This window comes from Rhizomonospora bruguierae, assembly GCF_018397995.1.
Classification (GTDB): Bacteria; Actinomycetota; Actinomycetes; order Mycobacteriales; family Micromonosporaceae; genus Rhizomonospora; species Rhizomonospora bruguierae.
Genome location: NZ_BBQH01000116.1, coordinates 1 through 4,744, shown reverse-complemented (window position 1 = coordinate 4,744; position 4,744 = coordinate 1). Strand labels below are relative to the sequence as shown.

4 protein-coding genes are annotated in these 4,744 nt (G+C 62.3%); 2 read left to right on the top strand and 2 right to left on the bottom strand.

Features of this window, described 5'->3' with window-relative positions; translation table 11 throughout:
- The first annotated feature begins 150 nt into the window (after positions 1–150).
- A complete protein-coding gene (locus KJS59_RS30165; RefSeq protein WP_213457330.1) occupies positions 151–1,260 on the top strand; it encodes a HesA/MoeB/ThiF family protein in 1,110 nt (369 codons plus the stop codon).
- Entirely contained in the window at positions 1,257–2,492 is a 1,236-nt protein-coding gene (locus KJS59_RS30160; protein ID WP_213457328.1) for a hypothetical protein, read from the top strand. Before KJS59_RS30165 ends, KJS59_RS30160 begins: the two co-directional genes overlap by 4 nt.
- Positions 2,493–3,029: 537 nt before the next feature.
- On the opposite strand, the gene KJS59_RS30155 is transcribed toward KJS59_RS30160, so the two are convergent.
- Both KJS59_RS30155 and KJS59_RS30150 read right to left on the bottom strand, forming a co-directional pair.
- Positions 3,030–3,569: an NUDIX domain-containing protein gene (locus KJS59_RS30155; RefSeq protein ID WP_213457326.1), complete on the bottom strand. Its 540-nt coding sequence runs from the start codon at positions 3,567–3,569 to the stop codon at positions 3,030–3,032.
- Positions 3,566–4,522: a tetratricopeptide repeat protein gene (locus tag KJS59_RS30150; protein WP_213457324.1), complete on the bottom strand. Its 957-nt coding sequence runs from the start codon at positions 4,520–4,522 to the stop codon at positions 3,566–3,568. The genes KJS59_RS30155 and KJS59_RS30150 overlap by 4 nt, the downstream gene beginning before the upstream one ends.
- Positions 4,523–4,744: the final 222 nt, after the last annotated feature.

Sequence of the window (4,744 nt, the reverse complement as noted above, 5' to 3'; positions counted from 1 at the left end):
AGCTGCGAATCTCAGCGTGATCATGAATGGCGACCCCAGCGACACAGCCATAGATCTTGACGGATACCTTAGGGGAGTCCAAGCTGTTCTGGTATCGGTTCCTTCACGTCGTGGGGGATCGATGAAACCCTTGCGACGGGGGTGATGACCGTGTCATCGAAACTGGAACGACCATGCGTCAAGCCGGAACATCGGCCGATCCAAGTGTCGGGCGGGCGGATCCGGATCGGCGGTACCGTGTATGGGGTTGCTAGCGAAATCGAGGACTCGACTGGTTCTGTGTGGACGCTGCTCAACGCCATGGACGGCACTCGTTCAGTAGACGAGGTTGCCTCCGTAGTGGCCGAGGCTCATCCCGGCGAGCGGCGGGAAGGCGTGCTGGCGGCCGTGACGGTGCTTACCGAGTCAGGTCACATCTACGACGCGGCGGGCACGGATCCGCCGATCCTCACTGATCGAGATAAGGAACGACACGATCGCAGCCGGTTATTTTACCGCTGGATCGATCCGAAACCGCGCGTGAGTTGGTGGGAGCCGCAGGCGTGGCTACGCCAGGCCAAGGTGACGTTGGTTGGAGTCGGTGGGACCGGCGGCAACGCGGCGCTGGCGCTGGCCGCTAGTGGTGTCGGAGAGTTGCGGTGTGTCGACTCCGACGTAGTAGAGCTATCCAATCTCAATCGGCAGGTGTTGTACACGGAGCGGGACATCGGCCGACCGAAAGTGGAGGCAGCGGCCGAGCGGCTGCATCAGTTGAACTCTGACATCGTCATCACCTGTGTGCGTCACACGATCACGGGCATCGGTGATTTGCAGGACTTGTCCGCGGAGTGTGATCTGCTGATGCTGTGTGCGGATCGGCCAGGCGAGATTCGGGCATGGGCCAACCGAGCCTGTCTGGCGACGAACACGCCATGGGTCGACGCCGGATACCACGGGCCCGTCATCACAGTCGCTGCCTACATCCCAGGAAATGGCGCCTGCTACGAGTGTGTCTGGCGTGCCGAGTACGAGCGGCATCGGGCGATGGGGGTCGAGGCTGACTATTCTGTGGAACGTAATAGTCAAGAGGCGGTAACCGCGCCGACGGCTGGCTTGTCGGGCTACCTCGCTGCGCACCTGGGAATCTCGTTGCTCACTGGTGTGGTCCCCGTGCGTTCCGGTTTGGTGCAGGGTATCAGCCTCCTTTCACCCGATCATCATTACGTGATTGAACCAGTACAGCGGCTGGACTGTCCGGCGTGTCAGGGGTCAACCTCATGACGACGCAGGCTGTGACCGCGTCGACGCGAATCCGGCTGCATCCGTTGCGGATGCGGCCCGACGGCGAGCAATGGTGCGTCGGTCGGGTAGAGACCGGAGATTTCGTGGTGCTATCCCCAATCGCGATGGACGCCTTGCGGCTGCTCGACACTGATCTTCCGGTTGGTGAGGTTGCCCAGCGGCTACGTGATACGCAGGGTCGTGATATCGACATGGTCGATTTCGTCGACAACCTGCTTGACCTCGGGTATGTCGCCGCCGTGGATGGCCAACCCGTGAGCCATGCGACATTACCGATGAAGCCGACTTGGTCGTGGCTGCACGAACATCATACGAGATGGGCATTGTCGAGCTGGGTGGCCATGATGACTGTGGTACTGCCGGTCCTGGCGGCGTGCGCAGCTATCTCCGTGCCCGGTCTACTGCCCAACTATCAGGACCTTTTGTGGAGCCGACACGGCAGTCTTGTGCTGCTAGGTAACGCGGTCATTGGCTGGAGCATTGTGTTCTTCCACGAGCTCGGTCATTTGATCACCGCCCGTGGCGCAGGGGTACCAGCACGGGTAACGCTTGCTACCCGACTCCAGTTCCTCGCAGTGCAGACCGACGTTAGCGGCGTCTGGGCAGCGCCTCGCAAGGTACGCGTAACTGTGTACCTTGCCGGAATCGCGATCCAATTCGGGATCGCGTCCGCAGCCATTCTCGCTCGCCTGGCCATCGGACCAGATACGGCCACTGGCCGGGTACTCGGGGCTACTGCCCTGCTTTCTTTGTTGCTGGTCTCGCCGCAACTCTTACTGTTCATGCGGACTGACTTGTATTTCGTCCTACAAGATCTTACCGGCTGTCGAAACCTCTACGCCGACGGGTCCGCATACGTTCGCTACCGTGCGCATCATGCGTTGTATTGGATTTCGCGTAAAGACCCAACTCCGGTCGATCCGAGTATCGCACTCGCGCGTCGCGAGCGCCGCACAGTCCAGGTGTACGCACTGATCCTGGTCGTCGGTACCGCACTGTGCCTGCTGTTCGCTGCGAGCGTCACTCTGCCCACCGCGCTTACCCTGCTGACGCGCGCCGCCCGGCCACTCGTCGGGGGCGAGGGTGCCGGACTCCTTGACAGTGGGCTGACGATCCTGATCATCGGTGGGTTCTGGGCCCTGTGGTGTCGCACATGGTGGCGGCACCACGGACCCAAGATCGTCACATGGTGGACCCGCCGCCGTGTCTAGCCCAGATTGGAGGTGCCACAACATGGAGAAGATCGTTATCCGCAAGCTCGAGAAGATCGAGACCGTCGTGTTGAACGGCAGCGGTGGCTAAGAGCAGTCCAGGAACAAGTCCGTAACCCTGCGTCCTGATGATGTCACCCGCCAACCAGCCAGTAGTGACTACGCGCACTTGTCGGGACCGGTGAGATCAGGGAATCCCGATGAAACCGGGACATCCGTACCACGACTACGCCCTCCTCGCGGCGAAAACGCAGCGAGGACGGCGTAGTTGCTATACGTCAAGATCACGCTGCCTCTCGTAAGCGCCGCGTGGCCAAACACCGTTGCCGTTGCCCGAGCGGCAGATACATTCCGGGTCGGTCGCCGCACGAATATCGCGACGATCAGGTTGTACCGGTGCTTCGCGAAGTGATCTACCAATGGATATACGCCGAGCCAGCGTCCCGCCTGGTCCGGGAGCAAGAAGCCCTCCGAGATTTTCGCCAAACTCGTACAAGCAAATGCTTCGACTACCTGAATCTGGCGGCAGGCAGGACGTCAGCCAACTCCATTTGCCCCGGTAGGGTGCCCATCGTGCAGGTACAGCGGCTGCCCTGTCGCCAATGCCTGAAAGGCCACACTTGTACGGCGCCAAACGTAAGGGCGCAATCTCCGGGCAGCTTCCTCCAGATCGCAGAATTCCTGCCGGGCCAACTCGCTATCGTGCGGCCGGAGATCTGCCAACTGAGACTCTGCAATGACGCCGGCGTCGAAGATGAACGCAAGCAGATCGTCCCAGGGCCCGTGCGGCGCTACCCAGTCAACGCACAACAGTTGCCCCACCGTCACGTCAATTCCTAATTCCTCGCGCAGTTCGCGACGAGCTGCCTCTGCGGGTGGCTCATTGGCCTCGGCCATTCCGCCAGGCAGATCCCAGTCCGGCTTATAGCGGGGTTCAACCAGCAGAATACGTTCCTGTCTATCGCGGAGGATGACGTCGGCACTTACCCGTTTGCGTGGTTGCCGTGCGTTCCCTTCAGCCAGGTGTGCACGCCACGCCTGGGGATCGCGTTCGTACAGCGGCCGTTCGGTGCTCACGCGTCAAGCTCCGCTGGGTGACGAGATGCTGTCGTCGACGGGCCATTATGTTGTTCGAGCGTTGCCGCCAGCCGCGCATAGGCCCGGGCGACCGTGGCGTTGTTTCGGTACGGTGCCAGCGCATTGTGTACGGCCCGCAGCCCGCGCGCGATAGGCGCCGAGTCAAGAGGCATACTCGAGTCCAGTGCCTGCTCGGCGACCGCGGACGCCTCGTCAACGGCTCCTTGCGCGACCAGTACGTTGGCCAGGGTCAACTGTCCCAATCCTCGACTTCTGGCCCGGTGCGCGGGCCGCAGCTCGATGGTCCGTTCGGCCTGTCGACGGGCGCCGGCCAGGTCTCCTAGTCGGTGCAGGCAACGGCTGGCGTCGCTAGCAAGGGAAGCGTGGTCGTAGCTGTTCACCCATGGGGATCGTGGCTGTCCCAGCGATCCATCCTCAGCCAGTTCAGACTCCGCGCGGGCAAGAAGGTCTAGCGGCCGGGCAACTTCTCCCGACCCGGCTGCGCCGCGGGCCTCCAGCGCCCACAGACATGCCATCAGTGGCGAGCATGGACGCATTCCGCGCAGAACGTCCTGGCCTTGCCTGGCCAGGCGGATCGCGTCGTGAGGGCGGCCGAGATGAGCGGCAAGGTGGCTCATGCTGCCCAGCACGTGCGCGCGTAAGTGTATGTCATCGCCGGCTGTCGTGAACGCCAGAGCACGGCCGAAATGGGCTTGCGCGGTCTGGTCATCGCCGCGGTCATACGCCATCCACCCGGCCATTTCGAGCATGGACGCCGCGGCGTTAAAGATTCCTGGCGTACCACCTTCATCTATGCCGCCGACAAGCCGCGGCCCTATTTGCGTTCCGAGGTACGCGACGACGGCGGCGTACAGAGACGCACCGCCAAGCTGGGAGTCCGCAACGGAACGCACGCATTGCTGTTGCCACAACGTCGTTTCCGGAATCAGCACGCGTGACGCCGGACTTGCTCGCCTGGGCCGACTCGTAGGCCGCTGTCCAGAGCAGCGAAGCTGGTACAGCCGCCGCAAGGTCGGCGCCCGCTGCCGCGGTCTTATTGACCAGGGTGCGACAGCCTAGCTCGTCCGGGGATAGGTTCGGCACATGTCGGTGAGCGAGGGTGTTTTTATAGGCTGTTCCGGTGTGTTCGGTGTTGGGTGACCGTGTGGGTTTAG